Origin of the sequence: Paenarthrobacter sp. AR 02 (genome assembly GCF_021538675.1) — a bacterium.
Taxonomy (GTDB): domain Bacteria; phylum Actinomycetota; class Actinomycetes; order Actinomycetales; family Micrococcaceae; genus Arthrobacter.
In genome coordinates this window covers 1,264,714-1,280,698 of record NZ_JAJUKH010000001.1, presented here as the reverse complement: position 1 = coordinate 1,280,698, position 15,985 = coordinate 1,264,714, and the positions used below count along the sequence as shown (strand labels likewise).

The following is a 15,985-nucleotide window of genomic DNA, read 5'->3' as shown; positions in this document are numbered from 1 at the left end:
GCCATCAACGGCGCATAAATGACGCGTTTATGCTGTCCGCATTCATCAGAGTGCTTTTACGGCGCCCAACACCTTGGTCAGCGAGTCTTTCGCGTCCCCGAACAGCAAAGTGGTCTGCGGTTCATAGAGCAACTCGTTTTCGACGCCGGCGAACCCCGGCCTCATGGAGCGTTTCAGGAACACCACCTGCCGGGCGTCGGCCACCTCCAGGATGGGCATTCCATAAATCGGCGAGCCGGACGTGGTCTTGGCCGCGGGGTTCACGACGTCGTTGGCACCCACCACCAGCGCGACGTCCGTGGTTTTGAACTCGGAGTTGATGTCCGACATTTCCTTCAGCGACTCGTAGGGAACGTTAGCCTCGGCGAGGAGCACATTCATGTGTCCGGGCATCCGCCCCGCAACAGGGTGGATCGCGAAGTCGACGTCGATCCCCCGGGCCTCCAAAGCCAAGGCAAGTTCCGCCGCGGTGTGCTGCCCCTGCGCCACGGCGAGTCCGTACCCGGGAACGATGATCACACGCTGCGCGTAGCCGAGCAGCACTGCGATGTCCTCCGCGCTGGAGGAGCGGACTGGCCGTTCGCTGACCACTGTGGAACCGGCCGTGGAGCCACCCTTGAAGGCACCGAACAGAATGCCGGCAACACTGCGCCCCATGGCCGATGCCATGGCGCGGGTAAGGATAGTGCCGGATGCTCCCACCAGAGTTCCGGCAACGACAAGGAGGACGTTCCCCAGCACCAGGCCCGACGCGGCGACAGCCAAGCCAGTAAAGGCATTCAGGAGCGAGATGACAATCGGCACGTCAGCGCCTCCCACCGGCAGCACCAGGAGGACGCCGGCTCCGAGACCGAGAACCAGCAGCACAAGAGCCCAACCCGGCGCGCCGCTGGCGATGACCACCGCACCGGCAGCAACGGCGGCCAGGAGCACCACAGCCATGAGGACCGGCAGCCCGGGAAACGTCACCGGCCGCGTGGTCATGAGCCCTTGCAGCTTGGCGAAGGTAATGGCCGAACCCGCGAAGGACACAGCACCCACCAACAGCGTGAACACGATGGCCAAGCGAACCCAGGCGTCCTCCGTATGCGGCAGTTCCAGCAGGGCAACCAGCGCCGCCGCACCACCACCTACACCGTTGAACAGGGCCACGAGTTGCGGCATTTGGGTCATCTGCACCCTGCGCGCCACGGGGGCAGCAACACCGGCACCCACCACTATCGCCCCCAGGATCCAGGGAATGTTGTCCAGCTTCACGGACAAAAACACCGCCACCACAGCCACAAGCGCCCCAAACGCACCGATCAGGTTGCCCCTTCGTGCGCTCTTCGGCGAGCTCAGCCCCTTCAGGGCAAGGATGAAGCAGGCGGCCGCTGCGAGATACAGGAGCGCAGTCCAAGTGGGGCTGAGGAGGGTCACCGGCGGCCCTCCCTGCCCGTGGCTTGCCCGGCATCAACGCTCGACGGCGGCCGCTGCCTTCCGCGGAACATCTCCAGCATGCGGTCGGTCACCACGAACCCACCCACCAGGTTGGCCGTGGCAAGGACGACAGCCAGCAGGCCGACCGCCAGGATCCACGGATCAGAAGCCTGCCCGGCGACGATGATGGCACCCACCAGAATGATGCCGTGAATGGCGTTCGCCCCGGACATGAGGGGCGTGTGAAGGGTGCTGGAAACTTTGGAAACAACCTCGAAGCCCACAAAGACAGCCAGGACCGTGATCGTCAACAGGCTCATGCCGTCCATCAAAGGGCTCCTTCAGATCCGGGGGAAAGTGCTGCAAGTGCTTCCGCGGTGGGCGCGTGCCGGATGGCGCCGTCGTGCGTCAGGCACGCCCCCGCCACCACCTCGTCCGAGAAGTCGGGTGAAACCACGCCCTCGCGGGTCATGAGCGCCAAAAGGTTGGCCACGTTCTTGGCGTACAAGCGCGAGGCGTCCGCCGGCATGGCGGAGGCCGGATCCTTGATTCCCACCAGGGTCACCGTGCCCTGGCCGTCGCCAGTGGGGACGGGGATATCCTGCCCCGGAATACTCCCTTCCACATTGCCGCCGGACTCTGCCGCCAGGTCAATCACCACCGACCCAGGCCGCATGCCCTGGACCATCTCGCGGCTCACCAGGAGCGGTGCCCGCCTTCCGGGAACAGCGGCGGTAGTAATCAGGACATCGGCCTGGGCAACGTGTGGAGCAAGGAGTGCCCGTTGCAGGGCTCCCCTGTCGGCGCTCAGTTCCCGGGCGTAGCCACCCGAGGCTTCCGCCGTTTCGAGGTCCAGCTTGATGAATGTTCCGCCCATGGACGCTACTTCGTCTGCTGACGCGGGCCGGATGTCGTTTGCTGAGACGCGGGCGCCAAGCCTTTTGGCTGTCCCGATTGCCTGCAGTCCAGCCACGCCAGCTCCAAGGACCAGCACCCGGGCCGGCGGGATGGTTCCGGCCGCCGTCATGTAGAGCGGGAAGAACCGGGGCAAACGCATTGCTGCCTCGAGCACGCACCGGTACCCGGCCACGAGGGCCTGGGAAGTCAGTGCATCCATGGACTGGGCCCGCGAAATCCGGGGCACCAGCTCCAGGGCGAACGATGTGATGCCGCCGGCGGCGAGGGCCCGCACGGTTGGCAACTCCGACGACGGCGACCCCAGTCCCACGGTGACAGCACCACGCTGGAGGGTGCCCGCCGTCGTCGGGTCCATGGGGCGCACGTGGCAGTAGATGTCGAGTGTCCCGAGGTCCAGGGCCTGGACGACGGCCGCTCCGGCGGCCCGGTAGTCGTCGTCGCTGTGGCCGGAGGCAGCGCCGGCGCCTGACTCGATCTCAAGGTCGAGTCCAAGGCCCACCAACTGCTTGACCGTTTCCGGCGTGGCGGCCACCCGCCGCTCACCGTCGAGCCTCTCGCGCCCAATCCCTGCTTTCAACGCCACCCCTCTCCGGAACTCGCCAGAAACCAGTTGGCATGAGTCTATGACCGCAAGGGTCCGGGCGGGAGTAGGGGGCTGCGCTATGTGCACAAGTCCACTAGGGTCGGTGGAAGCTGGTGGCAACCAGCCACCACACCGTCGACGAGCCGGTTCCGGCCGTGCCGTCGGGAAGGAACGCCGCTATGGACACGTTCAAAATCGGCTATTTCGTAGGAAGTCTTTCAAGTACCTCCATCAACCGAACCCTCTCCAAGGCGCTGATCAGCGTGGCGCCGCCCGAGCTGGAATTCCATGAGATCGAAATCAAGGACCTCCCCCTCTACAGCTCCGACTACGACGCCGACTTTCCGCCCGCCGGCAAGGCGTTGAAGGATGCCATCGCGGCCTCGGACGGCATCCTGTTCGTCTCGCCGGAGTACAACCGCTCCATTCCGGGCGCGCTGAAGAACGCCATCGACTGGGGCTCGCGCCCGTGGGGCACCAATTCCTTCGCCCGGAAGCCCACCGGAATCATCGGAGCGTCGCCGGGTGGCATCGGCACTGCGGTGATGCAGTCGTCCATGCGGAGCGTGTTGAGCTTCCTGGACGCACCGCAGTTGAACGCACCGGAGGCGTACATCCGCTTTGTCGCGGACGCTTACGACGACGACGGTTCCGTTAAGGACGAAGGCACCGCAGGCCTCCTGCGGCACTACATGGAGGAGTACAGCGCGTTCGTGCAGCGTGTCCTTGCCGCCAACGCACCGGGCCACATCGGCGACCCGGAACCGGATACCGACAAATTGAACCGCTAGGACCGCGGGTTGGGTGTCGCCCGGATCTGAACGGGCGACACCCGGTACCCTCGGTCTGCGATTTAGTCAGTATGCTTACTACTACGAGGATTTAGGAACAGGCCTACCCCAGGAGAAGAAGATGCTTCGTAGAGTAGCTATGACCGCCTTGGCAGTGACCCTTTTCGTCGGCACCGCCGCCTCCACTGCCGGAGCCGCTGGCGCGGCCACAAGCCTTCAGGGCAGCGTTGCCGCAACCACACAGAGCCCATCGCCCGAGCCGAGCAACCCCTCCGGCCCTTCCACCGCAACCCCCACGGCGGAGCCAACATCCGACGCTCCAAACCCAGCGGGCACAGGCCCGGCCAACCCCGGCACCAGCGAAACCGGCCAGCAACAGCAAACCCGGACAGACGTCGTTCCGTGGGTCCTCGCTGGGGTAGCCGCCGTCATCATCATCGCGCTCATCATCTGGACGCTGCGGAACCGCCGCGGTCGGGACAAAGGCATCCAACACGACGACGGCCGGTAACCGGGCGGGGGCGCCTCACCTCAAGGAGCCAGGCGCCCCGTGACGGTCAGGTGACCCTAGCGGTCAGCTGGCCCGTCGCTCAGCCGGCCCGGCCGCTCAACTTGCCAATAAGGCTCGTCTCCAAGTGCTCCAGCAGGTGCTGCGGATTGTCATAGACTTCCGCGGCTCCTGCGTCCCGAAGTTCCGCTTCGCTGATTCCACCGCAGGTCAGGGCAACCACCGGCACTCCGATCGCAGCGCCGGCCTTCATGTCCCACACGGCGTCGCCAACAAAGACGGCGTCCTCCGGGTCCACGCCGAGCTTCTCCAGGCAGGCCACCAGGATGTCCGGGGCGGGCTTGCTTTCCTCGGCATCGTTGGAGCTGGTCCAGGCGTCGATGGAGGAGCCCGCGTCGAGGAGGTGGCGGCTTACGTCGAGGTCGCGTTGCTGCGCCGATGATGCCAATCCGACCGCAAGACCGGCGTCGGAGCATGCCGCCAGAAGGTCACGCGCGGAATCGAAGGGCCGGAGCGTCGGCCAGAACGTCGAGAACACGGCACCGTGGGCCGACTTCAAATCTTCCTGCATTTCGTCGGTGCAGTCCGGGACCAGGCTCTGGATCAGCTTGTCGCCTCCCATGCCTACGCGGCGGTGGATGGCCGACATTTCGATGTCCAGCCCTTCGCGCCTGAACGCCTGCCACCAGGCCATTGCATGGAAGTAGCTGGAATCGATCAGCGTACCGTCCACATCAAAGAGGACTGCGCGCTTCTTTTGGGACTTCACCTTAGTTGCCACAACCCACCACTTCCGACGCCGCGTGGGTACCTTGCGCAGCGAGTGCCGAATCAATGACAGGCTCTTCCAACATCAGTACCGCGTACCTCTCAGATGAGGCTTGCCGCAGCAGGCCAGTGCCGGCCACTTCCCGGATGGCCTCCACGCCTTCCACCGCCTCATCCATCGAAGAGAACCGCTTTGAGAGGCCCATGAGGACGTCACTGCCGTCCACCATCAGAATCCGATATCCCCCGTCGGGCGTTTCAACCATCTCCAAGTGCCCGGCCACGCCAACCTCCTCGTCATCGATGAAATGCATAGTAAGACTACTTAGTATAAGCCACCTTAGAAATGTGGCGTAACGCGGGAAATACGCGCCTGCAACATCTTGTTGGCACCAACATGACAACAATTGGAATCATCGGTGCAGGACACATTGGCAGCCAGGTTGCACGCAAGGCCGTGGAACTGGGCTATGACGTCGTGATCAGCAACTCGCGGGGTCCCGAGACGCTGGGCGACCTGGTCGCGGAACTTGGGCCGAGGGCCCGGGCCGCTACGGCAGCCGAAGCAGCAGCGGCAGGCGATTTCGCCGTCGTGACCGTTCCCTTGAAGAACTACCAGAGCATCCCCACGGAGCCGCTTGAGGGCAAGGTCGTCATCGACACGAACAACTACTACTGGGAGCGCGACGGCCGTATCCCCGAGCTGGACAACGGCGAAGCAACCACATCAGGCCTTCTCCAGAAGCACCTCCCCACCTCCAAGGTAGCCAAGGGCTTCAACCACATCTTTGCCAAGGACATCACCACTGACGGCGCCCCCGCCGGGACGCCGAACCGCCGCGCCCTGGCCACCGCCAGCGACTTCCCCGAAGCCGCAGAACTTGTCACCAAGCTCTACGACGAATTCGGCTTCGACACCGTCAACATCGGCCCGCTGGAAGACAGCTGGCGCGTCGAGCGCGACCGCCCCGCCTACGTCATACGGCAGAATGCGGACGAACTCCGCGACAACCTCGCCAAGGCAACCCGCACCGTCTAAATCCGGTTTACGCACGACGGCGGGCAAGCAGCTGATGCTTGCCCGCCGCCTTTTGTCATGGGTGCTTTTGGTTCCGGCAATTGGCCCCCTGGAGGCCGAAAAAAGGACGGCGAAACGGTGTCACGAATCGGCGGCGGCGCGCACATTATGGGTGGCTGCCTCTCCGTCAGGCCCGGCGCATGGGCTTACGGGGAGGCAGCTTCGCCCTAAAAGCACCTACGCGAGGAGTCCCATGTCCACACGAATCTCGAGCTGGCCTGCAGCAACCCCCATGTGGGTGGACCTCGGCGCAGAGGATCCCAAAGCGGCGAAGTCCTTCTATTCGGGCCTTTTTGGCTGGGATTTCATCTCCGGCGGCCAGGACGCGGGCGGCTATGTCCTGGCCTGTGTTGGCGGGCGTGCCGTGGCAGGACTGGGCCCCAAGCAGGATCCGTCCATGCCCACCACGTGGACAACGTTCCTCGCATCGGATGATGCTGACGTCACCGCGAAGAAGATCAGTGCCGCGGGTGGACAGCTGATTGCGCAGCCGTTCGACGTCATGGACTCCGGCCGCATGGCCTTGGCCGTGGACAGCGCCGGCGCAGTGTTCGGAGTCTGGCAGGCAGGCAACCACATCGGCGCGGAGCGGGTCAACGAGCACGGCGCGCTGTGCTGGAACGAGCTCCATACCCGCGACTACGCAGCGGCCCGCGCCTTCTACTCCGGAGTCTTCGACGTCAGCTACCAGGACGTCACGGAGGATGGCTTGGTCTACTCCACTATCCGGAGGCCGCTGGATGGCCGCGAAGTAGCAGGGGTCCACCATGACACCGGGCTCTCCGGGACCACACCCAACCATTGGATGACCTGGTTCGCCAGCGACTTTGTAGAGGGCTCCGCCACCCGGGCTGTGGAACTGGGTGCGACGCTCCTGGAACCGGTCACGGACAGCCCGCTGGGACGCATGGCCGTGGTGCGGGGTCCACAAGGAGAGGTGTTCGGCCTCATCGACGCACCGCGAACCAGCGAATAGTCAGGCCGCTGCCGGGTCCAGCGCTTCGGCGATGATCTCGTGCGCATGAGCGGCAGCCAAGGGCGCGGCCAGGCGATGCACGGCCTGGAAAGTCCTGCGGACAGCCGGGCCGTGCCATTCTGGCGGCAGGTAATCCGTCGGCAGGTTCGGGTCCCGGTACGGAAACCGGCGCCACATAGTCAGCATGGGGATGTAGTAGCGGAACGCGTCACGCCGCAACTCCTCTGTGGACTGGGCCAGGGCAACGTTCGGGTCTTCGCCCACGCGCTCAATCCATTGCTGCTCCGCGTCCCCATAGAGTCCAAGGAACTCGGTGAACTGTTCATCAAGTTCCTTGAGGTCCCACCACTCGGAGATTTTGGGGCGCATGGGTCCGTCAAAGACGTAGTCGCTCCGGAACAGGTCCACGAACTCGATCAAACCATTGGCAGTGAGACGCTCCCTGGCCTGCTCGAGCTTGTGGGCCGGCGCAATCCACACGCCGTTGGCCACCGAGCCGAAGCCCAGGCCAGACAATGCTGAACGCAGTTGATGCCGCCGGTTCCGCATGGACTCAGGCACCGAGAACACGGCCAGCACCCAGGTATCCACGGGCGCAGGCTGCTCGGGGGCAAAGATCCGGCGGTCACCTTCGCGGAACACGTCGCTGACCGACTCCGAGATTTTGTATTTGGCAATCCCGCCTTCGCGAACGCTCTTCAGCACGCCTTTTGCCTTGAGCCTGGAGACGGAGGACCTCACGCCCGGAGCGTCGTAACCGAGCGAGCCCAACATGGAAATCAGCGCGGACACCGGCAGGGCATCACCTGCGTTCCGACCATAGAGCCCGAAAATGGTAACGAGCAGCTGTTGGTGGCGCACCGGGGGTGCCGGGACGGCGAACATCGGAAGGATCCTCATTTCCGCGCCCCGCATTGGGCGCCAGTCCAGTTCATCATAGGTCCGCGCCGCACCTCGCCCGAGACTAGCCGAGCCATACTAAGCATGCTTACTATGGACGGACGCTGTTCCAGGGCTGTTACTGCCCCGGAGAGATCTTTCCGTTCAAACGATAGGAAGCACATCATGGCAGGAAACCTGGTAGCACGCTCCATTCACGACCTTACGGCCGCGGCCTGGTTCGGCGGCTCATTGATGGGGGCCATTGGGCTGAATGGAGCCGCCGCGGAAGCCAAAGATCCCACGGAGCGTACCCGGTTGTCGAGCAAGGGCTGGGGCAAGTGGGCTCCTGTGCAGACGGCAGCCTTCGCCGGGCACCTCGCCTCAGACCTGGCAATCGCATGGGAGAACAAGGGCAGGATCGCGAAGCAGGACAGCGTCGCCTCCAACACCATCTACAAGACCGTGGTGACATTGGCCGGAGCTGCCGTCACCCTCTACGCGGGCGTTGTTGGCAAGAAGGTCGATGAGCTCTCCGAAGAGGGCGCAGAAGGAGCCACCGAGCCCCGCGCAGGCGCTTCCGATGAACTCAAGTCAGCCCAGACCCAGCTGAAGGCACTGCAGTGGGCCATCCCCGCATTCGCTGCCTGGGTGATCATCCTTGGTGCCAAGCATGGTGAGATGCAGCGGCCCAAGAACATCCTGAAGGGTCTCCGCTAAGGCTCCCAAATCCCCCGCCGAGACGGCACTTAATGACAATCCCAGGCCCTGGCATTGTCATTAGGTGCCATCTCGCGCGGTGATCCTGCGGACGAAGTGCTCCGGCCACGGTTCCGCTGAGGTGGCTCCGCTGGGTACGTGGACGGTAGTGACCGTACCGAAAGCCGCCACGTCACCGCCGTCGGACGTCACCTTGAAATCCATGGTGAGCGAGGTGCGCCCCAGCGCGCTGATCTTCACCGTTGCGGTGATGCGCTGGCCGAACCACAGCTTGGCTTTGTAATTGATGACTTGCTGGACCCTGGGCGCGCTGGGGAAGTAGTCCGGCAGGTCCAGGGACCGGAAGAGTTCCGCTTCGGCGGCTTCCACCCAGCGCAGGATGGCCGAGTTGTGCTGGTGTCCGGAGGCGTCGGTGTCCACCCATTCCACCGTTCGCTCGACGCACGCCTCCGGAAACCTATCCACTTATGCTCCTACCGTGCGCTTACTGCTGCGTCGTCAGGATCGACGTCGACGGCGGATACCGGCACCTCAGGTTGTGGCTTGGGAATCAACGCCACCGCACCGGCCGCCAGCACGGCGATACCCGCAAAGATCGCGAAGTTCGCTTCGAAGGGCAGCTTCGAGCCGGCAATCCAGCCACCGATCAACGGTCCCGAGATGGCACCAAGTCGGGCGAAGCTCAACGCCCAGCCGGTCGCCGTTCCACGGACCTTCGCCGGGTAGTAATCGGCGATGTAGCCGGTCAAAACCAGTGAGGTTGAGATTGACCCAATACCGGCGAAGGCCACGAAGAGCAGGTTGACCACCATGGTGTTGGGGAAGACCAACAGCATGATGCCCAGGCCGCCCAGAATGTAGAACACCACCAGGATGAGCTTCTTGCCGTACTTGTCCGCGGCCCGGCCCAGAAGCAGGCCACCGATCGCGGAAGCCAGACTGAAGACCAGCAGGAATGTCAGCGACGAGCCGAGGTCGTAACCGGCCTTCTTCATGATGCTGGGCAGCCACGTGTTCAGGCCGTAAACCAGCAGCAGGCCCAGGAACAGGGAGATCCAGAAGAAGACGGTGGAACGCAGGTACTTCCGGGAGAACATCGTGGTGATCGTCTTCCACCACGGGTCCGCCTGGGCGCCGGCCACAGGAGCGGCAGGAACCACCGGCCGGTATTCGGAGATCTGCAGTTTGGCGGCCAAAGCCTTGGCCTCAGGCGATCGCCCCTTGGACTCAAGGTATTCGAGGGACTCGGGGAGGAACTTCCAGATGATCGGGAGCAGCACCACGGGCGCGGCGCCGATGGCGATTACTGCACGCCAACCACCGATCGGCAGCACGAACAAGGCAGCTAGGGCCGCCACGACGATCCCCAGTGAATAACCGGAGTACATGAGCCCGTAGTTGAAGGAGCGCTTGTTCGGGGCCGAGTACTCAATGGTCAGGGCCGCAGCCACGGGGATCACGCCGCCCATGCCCAGCCCGCCGATCAGGCGGAACAGGCCGAACAGTTCCGGCGTAGGTGCCCACGCTGCGCCTGCCTGGGTGAGCGTGAAGATGACCATGGAGGCCAACAGCATCCTCTTGCGGCCCACCAGGTCACTCAGGGTGCCGATGAAGAGCGCTCCAATAAGCATGCCGATCAAGGCATATGACCCCAATCCGCCCAGTGCCAGCGGCGAGAGGTTCCATTCCTTGTACTCAGCCAGGGCCGGGAGCACCGCGCCCAGGACACCGACGTCGTATCCCTCGGCCAGGATCGCGATCCAGCAGCAGAACAACACCATGCCGGTGGTTTTGGTGGGTACATTCCAGTCATTGACGGGTGCGGTTGCCATGACTACTTCACCAGGACCGATGCTGCGTCGGACCGGGGAGTCCAACGAAGGTGTGTGGAGGACTCTTTAATGTCTACTTCCTTGAGCAGCGACAGACGCGGACGGACTGCGTCGGTGCGTGAGCTCGGCGGCTTGCGGCGTCCGGCACGGAACTGCGGGATCCACTGTGCGCCCGGGCCCTGGTATTCCTGTTCAGCCGCAGCGTGCAGGGTCCACTGGGGATCGTAGAGATGCGTACGGCCGAGCGCGATGAGGTCCGCACGGCCGGCCAGGAGGATGGAATTGACGTCGTCGTAGCTGGAGATAGCGCCGACGGCGATCACTGCCACGCCTGCCGGAGCGGCGACTTCCTGACGGATGCGGTCGGCGAACGGGGTCTGGTAGCTGCGCCCGAAGGCAGGCTTCTCTTCCTTGGCGACCTGGCCGGTGGAGACATCCAGGCCGGCGGCACCGTGCTCAACGAAGGCCTTCGCGATCGCCACGGAATCATCGGAGGTGTTGCCACCCTCGATCCAGTCGGTCGCGGAGATGCGTACCGTCACCGGCTTGCCGGCAGGCCACACCGCGCGAACGGCGTCGAACACTTCCAGCGGGAACCGCAGCCGGTTCTCCAGGCTGCCGCCGTATTCGTCGGTCCGCTGGTTGGACACCGGCGAAAGGAAGGAAGAGAGCAAGTAACCGTGGGCTGCGTGAACCTCCAGGAGGTCGAAGCCGGCTTCCTCGGCACGGACGGCAGAAGCGACGAATTCGGCCTTGATGGCGTCCATCCCAGCACGGTCCAGTTCAACGGGGGTCTGGTTTTCGGCGCTGTACGGCAAGGCAGAAGGGCCGACGGCGGTCCAGTTGCCGGACTCAAGCGGCTGGTCGATGCCTTCCCACATGAGCTTGGTGGAGCCCTTGCGGCCGGAGTGGCCCAACTGCGCGCCGATCTTTGCGGTGGAACGGCCGTGGACGAAGTCCACGATCTCCTTCCAGCTATCGCGCTGGGCATCCGTGTAGAGGCCGGTGCAGCCGGGGGTGATCCGGCCGGTTTCCGAGACGCAGACCATCTCGGTCATGACCAGCCCGGCACCACCCAGGGCCTTGGAGCCCAGGTGGACCTTGTGGAAGTCACCGGGAACGCCGTCCGTGGCTGAATACATGTCCATCGGGGAGACCACAATGCGGTTCTTCAGCTCCAGTTCCCCGATACGGAAGGGCTGGAACATGGCCGGAGCCACCTCGGTGAGCCCCTGGGACTCGGCAAAGTCGCGGTCCACGGCGTCGGCGAATTCGGGATCCCGGAGGCGCAGGTTTTCCTGGGTGATGCGGCGGCTGCGGGTGAGCAGGTTGAACGCGAACTGGGTGGGGTCCTGGTCCTTGTACTGGCCGATGCGCTCGAACCACTCCAGGGATGCCTGGGCTGCGCGCTGCGTGGATGCCACCACGGGCCGACGTTCGGTTTCGTAGGCTTCCAGCGCGGCCTCGATATCCGCGTGCTCGTGCAGGCAGGCCGCCAACGCGAGGGAATCTTCCATGGCCAGCTTGGTGCCGGAGCCGATGGAGAAGTGTGCCGTGTGGGCGGCATCGCCCAGGAGCACCACGTTGTCTTTGCGCCAGCTCTGGTTCCGGACCGTAGTGAAGTTGATCCACTTGGAGTTGTTGGTCAGGACGTCGTACCCGTCCAGCTCTTCGGCGAAGATTTCGCGGATCTTGGCAATCGACTTTTCGTCCGAAACACCGGGAGGGAAGACCTCGTTGGCGGTCTCGTCAAAGCCGGCGGCGTGCCACACGTCCTGGTGCATCTCCACAATGAAGGTGGAGCCCTCATCCGAGTACGGGTAGCCGTGGATCTGCATGACGCCCCACTCGGTTTCCTTCACGAAGAACTTGAAGGCTTCAAAGACCTGGTTGGTGCCGAGCCACATGAACTTGTTGGTGCGGGGGTCCAGATCCGGCTGGAACGCGTCGGCGTACTTGGCGCGGATCTGCGAGTTGATGCCGTCGGCGGCAAGGACCAGATCGTATTTGGCTTCGAGCTCCTCCACCGGCGGAGCCACCGTGCTGAACCGAACGTCCACGTTGAGTTCGATGCAGCGGCGCTGCAGCAGCTCCAGGAGTTCCTTGCGGCTCATGGCAGCGAAGCCCTGGCCGCCAACGGTGATCGTCTCGCCGCCGAAGTGGATGTCGATGTCCGACCAGCGGGCAAAACGACGGCTCATGTATTCAGCCACCACAGGATCGGCGTTGCCGATCCCGCCCAGGGTCTCATCGGAAAACACGACGCCGAAACCGAAGGTGTCGCTGGCAGCGTTGCGCTCCCAAAGGGTGATGTCGTGGGACGGATCCAGCTGCTTCATCAATGCTGCGAAGTACAGGCCGCCCGGGCCGCCTCCAACGATTGCGATTTTCATGGTGTTGCTCCTTCTCAGGCCTGGCTCTGGCCGGCAGGGGTAAGTTGTACGTTCTTGTCCGCGTTTGCCGCAGGCTTCAGGAAGCCGTCGCGGAGCTTGAAGTGCTGAAGTTTTCCGCTGGGATTGCGCGGGAGTTCGGTGACGAAACGGACATCGCGCGGGTACTTGTACGGGGCGATGGTCTGCTTGACGAAATCCTGGATTTCCTTGCGCTTGGCGGCGTCTCCTTCGACGCCGTCGCGGAGGACCACAAACGCGCAGACGATGCTGCCGCGCTCCTCATCCGGAATCCCGATGACCGCGTTTTCCACCACGTCCGGGTGCTGGTCGATGGCGGTTTCGACTTCCGGAGCTCCGATGTTGTAGCCGGAGGACACAATCATGTTGTCCGAGCGGGCCTGGTAGGTGAAGTACCCGTCGCCGTCCATGGCGAATGTGTCACCTGTGACGTTCCAGCCGTTCACCACGTAGTTCGCCTGCCGGGGATCGTCCAGGTAGCGGCATCCCGTGGGACCAATCACTGCCAGCCGTCCGATGCTGCCCGGGCCGAGTTCGTTGCCGTCGTTGTCCAGGATGGTCGCCCGGAAGCCCGGTACCGCGCGGCCCGTCGTGCCGGGGCGGATGTCATCACCGGCAGCGGAAATGAAAACGTGCAGCATCTCAGTTGCACCGATTCCGTTGACCAAACGCAACCCGGTGGCCTGGTGCACGGCTTCCCAGGTTTCCTTGGACAGGTGCTCACCGGCCGAAACGGCAATGCGCAGGCTGCGCAGGAGGTCCCCGCGCTTCTCCTTGAGGATGGCCCGGTAGGCGGTGGGGGCGGTGAACAGGATGGTGGCCCCGGCCTTTGAGGCATGCTCAGCCAATTCCACGGGCCCTGCCTTCTCGGTCAGGAGCGACGATGCACCAAACCGAAGCGGGAACACCACCAGTCCGCCCAGCCCAAAGGTGAAGGCCAACGGCGGCGAACCCGCGAACACGTCCTCGGCAGTGGGCTGCAGGATGTAGCGGGCGAAGGTGTCCGCATTGGCCAGGATGTCCCGGTGGAAGTGCATGGTCACCTTTGGCACACCCGTGGTGCCCGACGTCGGACCCAACAGGGCAACGTCGTCGGCAGCAGTGTCCACAGCCGTGAACTTCCCACTCTTATGCCCGCAACGGGAGGTGAGGTCGCCGTCGTCGTCGAATCCGTTGCCTGCTCCGTAGGTCAGGACGGTGACGTCATCCCCGGCGGCGATCGCGAGCTCGTCCACGAACCGGTAGTCGGAAATAGCCACCACCGGCTTGGTGAGCTGGATCAGCGTGGAGACCTCGGTGGAGCGCAGCATTGGCATAGTGGTGACCACTACCGCGCCGGCTTTCAGGACACCCAGCCAGGCCGCCACGATCCAGGGGTTGTTGGGGCCACGCAGCAGCACACGGTTGCCGGGAAGGACACCAAGGTCTTCCGTGAGGACCTGCGCGACCTGGTTGGAGCGGGTCTGGAGCTGACCATAGGTCCAGACTGTTCCTTCCGGGGTCCACAGGGCGGGACGGTCCGGGCCGTACTGTTCGACAGCGTCGTCGATCAGCACGGCCGCAGCGTTGAGCCGCTCGGGGTATTGAAGTTCGGGGAGGGTGAATTCAAGCGCCGGCCAGGTGTCGGCGGGCGGCAGGTGGTCGCGGGTGAACGTGTCCACGTGGGCCGATGGCGTCATGCTCATGGCCGTTCCTTTCAGTGGTGCGTCGTTGAAGCGATGGTTGGGGAGTGGGAAGTTGGTTAGGCGCCGGCCCGGATCATGCCTTCTTGGGCAACCGTGGCAAGGAGCCTTCCTTCCCGGTCGAAGAAGCGGCCCATGGCGAGGCCCCTGTTGCTCTGGCCGGAGATGGCGTCCTGGGCGTAGAGAACCCAGTCGTCGGCGCGGCCGTCCCGATGGAACCACATGGAGTGGTCCAGGGACGCCGTAGCGAGTCCGGGGCTGGACCAGTTGAGCCCGTTGACCCGGAGCAGGGGCTCCAGGATGGTGTAATCGCACACGTAGGCAAGAGCCGTGCGGTGCAGGTCGGCGTCGTCAGGCAGGGCATCGAAGGCTTTCACCCAAATGGCCTGCTGCGGTACGGAGCCGCCTTCCAGATCGATATATACCGGGCCGGGAATATGCCTCATATCGAAGCTGCGGCCCGTGGACCAGTACTCAGCTGCTGTGATATCCACGCCGTCCAGCGCTTCCGCTGCTGTCCGCAGCGATTCAGGCTCGACGGCGGCTGGAGCCTGGGGCTGGAAGTCCGGACCGTCCTCGGGAACCTGGAAGGAACCCATGGCGGCGTAGACGGGTTTGCCGTTCTGGAAGCCGCGGACTGTCCTGGTGGAGTACCCGCGCCCATCGCGCAAGCGCTCCACCTCGTACCGGACGCTGGAGCCGATATCCACCGGGCGCATGAAGTAGCTGTGCATCGAGTGGAGTTGCCTGTCAGCATCCACCGAGCGCATCATCGCAGCCGCAGCCTGCGCCACCATGTCTCCACCATAGGCTTTTGGCCACGGCACGTACTGGGTGGTTGCTTCATACGCTTCGTCGAAGACCTCTGCGGCCACGGGCGTGAGCTCCACGGCCTTAAGGAAGGTTTCCGACGTCAGGGTTCCAGTGATCATTGCTTATGCCCGGCGGTAGTCAGCGAGGGTCTCGTCCGGGACGTCCTCGAGGTTGACCACGAGGTTTTCCGGCGTGCGAGCCGTCAACCAGACGAGTTCTTCGGTGATGGACATGTTGGCTTCGACGTGGGGCATGAACGGCGGCACGAACACCCAGTCGCCGGCCTTCATGTCGATGAACTCGGAGTAGTTCTCGCCGAAGTAGATGCGGCCGTGGCCCCGGAGGACGTAGCCGCCGGTCTCGGCCTCGCCGTGGTGGTGCGGGAGGGAGCGGTATCCGGGGGTGTTGGATACCTGGCCGAACCAGATCTTGGTTGCCGGGGTGTGCTGGATGCTGACGCCGGAAACCCGGATGCAGTCGCCTGACTGTGCGGTGTTGGTGTCCTCGGCACCGGCGCGGGTAACGACCGGTACTACCTTGCCGTCAGGCTGGGCGTAGATGGAGTTGTCGCCTTCGAGGCGGTATTCGGTGGTGGTCTGGCTCATGG

Annotated in this window: 17 protein-coding genes; 5 read left to right on the top strand and 12 right to left on the bottom strand. The window is 64.1% G+C overall.

Annotation, left to right across the window (positions count from 1 at the left end):
- Positions 1-45: 45 nt before the first annotated feature.
- Genes LRQ04_RS06015 through LRQ04_RS06005 form a run of 3 tightly spaced genes read right to left on the bottom strand, consistent with a single transcriptional unit; the run spans position 46 to position 2,914 of the window.
- The gene (locus LRQ04_RS06015; protein ID WP_235518442.1) at positions 46-1,419 is read right to left on the bottom strand and encodes an NAD(P)(+) transhydrogenase (Re/Si-specific) subunit beta; all 1,374 of its coding nucleotides are present in this window, start codon (positions 1,417-1,419) and stop codon (positions 46-48) included.
- Positions 1,416-1,748 (bottom strand): NAD(P) transhydrogenase subunit alpha, encoded by a 333-nt coding sequence (locus LRQ04_RS06010; RefSeq protein ID WP_235518441.1) that lies wholly within the window; start codon positions 1,746-1,748, stop codon positions 1,416-1,418. The genes LRQ04_RS06015 and LRQ04_RS06010 overlap by 4 nt, the downstream gene beginning before the upstream one ends.
- Positions 1,748-2,914, bottom strand: coding sequence for a Re/Si-specific NAD(P)(+) transhydrogenase subunit alpha (locus tag LRQ04_RS06005; RefSeq protein WP_235518439.1), 1,167 nt, complete (start codon positions 2,912-2,914; stop codon positions 1,748-1,750). Before LRQ04_RS06005 ends, LRQ04_RS06010 begins: the two co-directional genes overlap by 1 nt.
- A gap of 185 nt (positions 2,915-3,099) precedes the next feature.
- Here LRQ04_RS06005 and LRQ04_RS06000 point away from each other — a divergent pair, with 185 nt between their 5' ends.
- Positions 3,100-3,711 (top strand): NADPH-dependent FMN reductase, encoded by a 612-nt coding sequence (locus LRQ04_RS06000; protein ID WP_235518437.1) that lies wholly within the window; start codon positions 3,100-3,102, stop codon positions 3,709-3,711.
- Between the two features lie 121 nt (positions 3,712-3,832).
- Entirely contained in the window at positions 3,833-4,222 is a 390-nt protein-coding gene (locus LRQ04_RS05995) for a hypothetical protein (protein WP_235518435.1), read from the top strand.
- Between the two features lie 79 nt (positions 4,223-4,301).
- Here LRQ04_RS05995 and LRQ04_RS05990 read toward each other — a convergent pair whose 3' ends face one another.
- Both LRQ04_RS05990 and LRQ04_RS05985 read right to left on the bottom strand, forming a co-directional pair.
- Positions 4,302-5,000 (bottom strand): HAD family hydrolase, encoded by a 699-nt coding sequence (locus LRQ04_RS05990; protein ID WP_235518427.1) that lies wholly within the window; start codon positions 4,998-5,000, stop codon positions 4,302-4,304.
- Positions 4,990-5,301: a hypothetical protein gene (locus LRQ04_RS05985; protein WP_235518425.1), complete on the bottom strand. Its 312-nt coding sequence runs from the start codon at positions 5,299-5,301 to the stop codon at positions 4,990-4,992. Before LRQ04_RS05985 ends, LRQ04_RS05990 begins: the two co-directional genes overlap by 11 nt.
- Before the next feature lie 83 nt (positions 5,302-5,384).
- Between LRQ04_RS05985 and LRQ04_RS05980 the strand changes: the two genes are divergently transcribed.
- Together LRQ04_RS05980 and LRQ04_RS05975 are read left to right on the top strand one after the other, a co-directional pair.
- Entirely contained in the window at positions 5,385-6,026 is a 642-nt protein-coding gene (locus LRQ04_RS05980; RefSeq protein ID WP_235518422.1) for an NADPH-dependent F420 reductase, read from the top strand.
- 232 nt (positions 6,027-6,258) lie between these two features.
- A complete protein-coding gene (locus LRQ04_RS05975; protein ID WP_235518420.1) occupies positions 6,259-7,041 on the top strand; it encodes a VOC family protein in 783 nt (260 codons plus the stop codon).
- On the opposite strand, the gene LRQ04_RS05970 is transcribed toward LRQ04_RS05975, so the two are convergent.
- Positions 7,042-7,941, bottom strand: coding sequence for a PaaX family transcriptional regulator C-terminal domain-containing protein (locus LRQ04_RS05970; RefSeq protein ID WP_235518414.1), 900 nt, complete (start codon positions 7,939-7,941; stop codon positions 7,042-7,044).
- 165 nt (positions 7,942-8,106) lie between these two features.
- Between LRQ04_RS05970 and LRQ04_RS05965 the strand changes: the two genes are divergently transcribed.
- Positions 8,107-8,640 (top strand): hypothetical protein, encoded by a 534-nt coding sequence (locus LRQ04_RS05965; RefSeq protein WP_235518411.1) that lies wholly within the window; start codon positions 8,107-8,109, stop codon positions 8,638-8,640.
- Positions 8,641-8,700: 60 nt separating this feature from the next.
- Here LRQ04_RS05965 and LRQ04_RS05960 read toward each other — a convergent pair whose 3' ends face one another.
- Genes LRQ04_RS05960 through LRQ04_RS05935 form a run of 6 tightly spaced genes read right to left on the bottom strand, consistent with a single transcriptional unit; the run spans position 8,701 to position 15,983 of the window.
- Positions 8,701-9,105: a thioesterase family protein gene (locus LRQ04_RS05960; protein ID WP_235518409.1), complete on the bottom strand. Its 405-nt coding sequence runs from the start codon at positions 9,103-9,105 to the stop codon at positions 8,701-8,703.
- A gap of 8 nt (positions 9,106-9,113) precedes the next feature.
- Positions 9,114-10,472: an aromatic acid/H+ symport family MFS transporter gene (locus LRQ04_RS05955; RefSeq protein WP_235518398.1), complete on the bottom strand. Its 1,359-nt coding sequence runs from the start codon at positions 10,470-10,472 to the stop codon at positions 9,114-9,116.
- Positions 10,473-10,474: 2 nt separating this feature from the next.
- On the bottom strand, positions 10,475-12,865 hold the full coding sequence (locus LRQ04_RS05950; RefSeq protein ID WP_235518395.1) for a bifunctional salicylyl-CoA 5-hydroxylase/oxidoreductase: 2,391 nt from the start codon (positions 12,863-12,865) through the stop codon (positions 10,475-10,477).
- A 14-nt stretch (positions 12,866-12,879) separates the two neighbouring features.
- Positions 12,880-14,568 carry an AMP-binding protein gene (locus LRQ04_RS05945; protein WP_235518393.1) on the bottom strand — a complete coding sequence of 563 codons (1,689 nt, stop codon included), beginning with the start codon at positions 14,566-14,568 and terminating at the stop codon, positions 12,880-12,882.
- Between the two features lie 56 nt (positions 14,569-14,624).
- Positions 14,625-15,497: an acyl-CoA thioesterase II gene (locus tag LRQ04_RS05940; protein WP_235518390.1), complete on the bottom strand. Its 873-nt coding sequence runs from the start codon at positions 15,495-15,497 to the stop codon at positions 14,625-14,627.
- A 3-nt stretch (positions 15,498-15,500) separates the two neighbouring features.
- Complete coding sequence (locus tag LRQ04_RS05935) at positions 15,501-15,983, bottom strand: cupin domain-containing protein (RefSeq protein ID WP_235518381.1); 483 nt, start codon at positions 15,981-15,983, stop codon at positions 15,501-15,503.
- Between the last annotated feature and the right edge of the window lie 2 nt (positions 15,984-15,985).

Excerpts from the sequence above, each read along its gene's own strand:
- LRQ04_RS06010 (WP_235518441.1), bottom strand. The coding sequence starts at position 1,748 with ATGGACGGCATGAGCCTGTTGACGATCACGGTCCTGGCTGTCTTTGTG.
- LRQ04_RS06000 (WP_235518437.1), top strand. The coding sequence starts at position 3,100 with ATGGACACGTTCAAAATCGGCTATTTCGTAGGAAGTCTTTCAAGTACC.
- LRQ04_RS05995 (WP_235518435.1), top strand. The coding sequence starts at position 3,833 with ATGCTTCGTAGAGTAGCTATGACCGCCTTGGCAGTGACCCTTTTCGTC.
- LRQ04_RS05985 (WP_235518425.1), bottom strand. The coding sequence starts at position 5,301 with ATGCATTTCATCGATGACGAGGAGGTTGGCGTGGCCGGGCACTTGGAG.
- LRQ04_RS05980 (WP_235518422.1), top strand. The coding sequence starts at position 5,385 with ATGACAACAATTGGAATCATCGGTGCAGGACACATTGGCAGCCAGGTT.
- LRQ04_RS05975 (WP_235518420.1), top strand. The coding sequence starts at position 6,259 with ATGTCCACACGAATCTCGAGCTGGCCTGCAGCAACCCCCATGTGGGTG.
- LRQ04_RS05970 (WP_235518414.1), bottom strand. The coding sequence starts at position 7,941 with ATGAGGATCCTTCCGATGTTCGCCGTCCCGGCACCCCCGGTGCGCCAC.
- LRQ04_RS05965 (WP_235518411.1), top strand. The coding sequence starts at position 8,107 with ATGGCAGGAAACCTGGTAGCACGCTCCATTCACGACCTTACGGCCGCG.
- LRQ04_RS05955 (WP_235518398.1), bottom strand. The coding sequence starts at position 10,472 with ATGGCAACCGCACCCGTCAATGACTGGAATGTACCCACCAAAACCACC.
- LRQ04_RS05950 (WP_235518395.1), bottom strand. The coding sequence starts at position 12,865 with ATGAAAATCGCAATCGTTGGAGGCGGCCCGGGCGGCCTGTACTTCGCA.
- LRQ04_RS05945 (WP_235518393.1), bottom strand. The coding sequence starts at position 14,568 with ATGAGCATGACGCCATCGGCCCACGTGGACACGTTCACCCGCGACCAC.
- LRQ04_RS05940 (WP_235518390.1), bottom strand. The coding sequence starts at position 15,497 with ATGATCACTGGAACCCTGACGTCGGAAACCTTCCTTAAGGCCGTGGAG.
- LRQ04_RS05935 (WP_235518381.1), bottom strand. The coding sequence starts at position 15,983 with ATGAGCCAGACCACCACCGAATACCGCCTCGAAGGCGACAACTCCATC.